The organism is Streptococcus sp. GMD4S (assembly GCF_000296955.1).
In genome coordinates this window covers 1-2630 of sequence record NZ_AJRE01000139.1, presented here as the reverse complement: position 1 = coordinate 2630, position 2630 = coordinate 1, and the positions used below count along the sequence as shown (strand labels likewise).

Sequence of the window (2630 nt, the reverse complement as noted above, 5' to 3'; positions counted from 1 at the left end):
TTTGTAAAAAGTTTCGAATGTGCAAATTCACCCAACAAACCATTCATAACAAGCATGGGCAAATGCTCATCATCACCATATTTTACAGGAGAATGATAGCCTAATTCTAAAATAGATTGCCCAACATTCCTCTGAACCATTCCTTCTCGTAGAACATTCGAATAAGATTGATGGTACTGGATAGTGACGCCGTTCTCTCTAGCTGTAAAGGGTAATGACTTCAGTGATTCTGTAATTTCTACTTCGTTGAAATCACCTAAGAAAAAGAAATCAATACGATCATTTTTCAGAGCATTTTGAAAGCACGTGTAGCTACTTTCCGGAGACTCATTTAAAATGCTATTTCGTAAATCACTGTATCTCAATTGAAGACGCTCATCATGGAAGAACAAGCTATCCAACTCCTTATGAGCAAAATAAAATGAATCATCCATATCAGTAGCTAGACTAGCCAATAACTGTTTTCTTTCAATTTCAAATAGGGCTGGCTCAAAAGCACCATCTTGAACTAAGGGAGCAAATAAAGTCTGTTTCACTAATTCCAAAATTCGAGAAGTCAAGACATTTTTTTTACTTAAAAAATCATCCCTCACATAGGTAAACGTTAGGTCAAGAATATGTGCCTGTCCCCTACGATAAGTACTTGTGGAAATATCTGTTCCATATAAACTTGCCAAGTATCTGCGAAATGCTTGTGATGTTGGGTAAACTTGATTTGCCGTCTCCAACATACTTGCACTTAACATACGTCCTGCTATTGTCTCAAGAGATAAGGGAGCAGTAAAACGAATAGTGATTTTATTTGTTTTAAACTTTTTGGATTGAACAAAATGTGCTGAAATTCCAGGCACTAATTCCATACCTTACCTCCTTACATATAGAGTTCTATTATACCACGAAAATCAAAATTTTTCTTGTTCTCTTTATAGCTTTAAAGAGTAAAACCGTTTTCATTTCAGCAAACTTTCCTTCAGCTATTTCAAGGGAAATATGGTATAATACCAAAGATTGAGGTGAATTATGGAATACAAATTATTTGAAGAATTTATTACGCTCCAAGCACTCCTAAAAGAACTTGGAATTATACAAAGCGGTGGTGCTATCAAATCCTTTTTAATAGATCATCAAGTTTACTTTAATGGCGAGTTAGAAAGTAGACGTGGGAAAAAAATCCGTATTGGAGATACGATTGACATTCCTGATTTAAAGATTGACATCACCTTGACAAAACCAAGTTTAAAAGAGCAAGAAGAGTATCAAGCAGATAAGATTGAGAAAGAGCGAATTGCTAAACTTGTCAAAGAGATGAATAAAGGCGTCAAGAAAGAAAAACAAAAAACTTCTTCATCGCCTAAAACCAAACAACCTCCACGTTTTCCAGGAAGATAACCATGTGGCTCCAACATTTAACAATTAAAACCTTTCGAAACTACAAAGAGGCAAAAATTGATTTCAATCCAAAATTAAATGTCTTTCTAGGTCAAAATGCACAAGGAAAAACCAATATTCTAGAAGCAATCTATTTCTTAGCCTTGACACGTAGTCATCGGACTCGTACAGATAAAAATCTCATTCATTTTGATGAAGAACAACTCCATCTTTCTGGCTTGCTACAGAAAAAAACAGGCTCTATCCCTCTAGAAATTGATTTAACACCAAAAGGGCGTGTGACTAAAGTCAATCACTTAAAACAAGCTCGCCTCTCTGACTACATCGGACATATGAATGTGGTTCTCTTCGCACCTGAAGATCTACAGTTAATTAAAGGAGCTCCCTCCGTTCGTCGAAAGTTTATAGATATAGAACTGGGACAAATTAAACCAATCTACTTGTCAGACTTGTCAAACTATAACCATATACTCAAGCAAAGAAATACTTACCTAAAATCCAGCCAAAAGATTGATGAAACATTTCTGTCAGTATTAGATGATCAGTTAGTAGAGTATGGATGTCGCGTTATAAAGCATCGAATAAAATTCATTAAAGACTTAGAGAAATTTGGTCAAAAAAAACACTTAGAAATTTCAAATAAATTAGAAGAGTTGTCAATATCTTATCAAGCATCTGTCAACTTCACTGATGAAGAACAGCTAACAAGTTCTTTTAAAATGGCTTTGGAGAAAACCAGATCCAGAGACTTATTTAAAAAGAATACTGGTGTCGGCCCTCATCGAGATGACATTACTTTCTATATCAATGGTATGGACGCTAGTTTTGGAAGCCAAGGTCAACATCGTAGTCTTGTACTTTCTATCAAACTAGCAGAGATTGAGCTAATGGAAACTATTACCAATGAGTCTCCGATACTACTGCTTGATGATGTTATGAGCGAACTTGACAATACACGGCAACTAAAATTACTAGAAACCATTTCTCAATCTATCCAAACCTTTATTACAACAACAAGTTTAGACCACTTACAAAACTTGCCAGAAAACCTTAGTATTTTCAACATCCAAAACGGTAGAATATCTGTAAATCAAAATTGACAACTATGTAAACAAAAAGAACTCCTGGATTTCAGGAGTTCTTTTTACTTCTTACATGGAGTAGTTTGGTGCTTCATTAGTAATTTGTACATCATGAGGATGGCTTTCTTTTAGACCAGCCCCAGACATTTCAATAAATTG

3 protein-coding genes and 1 pseudogene are annotated in these 2630 nt (G+C 35.1%); 2 read left to right on the top strand and 2 right to left on the bottom strand.

Annotated elements, in window-relative coordinates; genetic code table 11:
- Window positions 1-860: insulinase family protein (locus GMD4S_RS07850; RefSeq protein ID WP_000424575.1), on the bottom strand; the 860-nt coding region annotated here is incomplete at its 3' end.
- A gap of 160 nt (window positions 861-1020) precedes the next feature.
- On the opposite strand from GMD4S_RS07850, the gene yaaA reads away from it, so the two are divergent.
- A complete protein-coding gene (yaaA, locus tag GMD4S_RS07845) occupies window positions 1021-1389 on the top strand; it encodes a S4 domain-containing protein YaaA (protein WP_000455874.1) in 369 nt (122 codons plus the stop codon).
- 2 nt (window positions 1390-1391) lie between these two features.
- Window positions 1392-2489 carry a DNA replication/repair protein RecF gene (recF, locus tag GMD4S_RS07840; protein WP_000266685.1) on the top strand — a complete coding sequence of 366 codons (1098 nt, stop codon included), beginning with the start codon at window positions 1392-1394 and terminating at the stop codon, window positions 2487-2489.
- Window positions 2490-2540: 51 nt separating this feature from the next.
- Here recF and GMD4S_RS13925 read toward each other — a convergent pair.
- Window positions 2541-2630 (bottom strand): annotated as a pseudogene (locus tag GMD4S_RS13925) (IMP dehydrogenase); the annotation flags it as partial.

What these genes read in the sequence shown, in the direction of transcription:
- yaaA (WP_000455874.1), top strand. Translation starts at nt 1,021, where the DNA reads ATGGAATACAAATTATTTGAAGAATTTATTACGCTCCAAGCACTCCTA.
- recF (WP_000266685.1), top strand. Translation starts at nt 1,392, where the DNA reads ATGTGGCTCCAACATTTAACAATTAAAACCTTTCGAAACTACAAAGAG.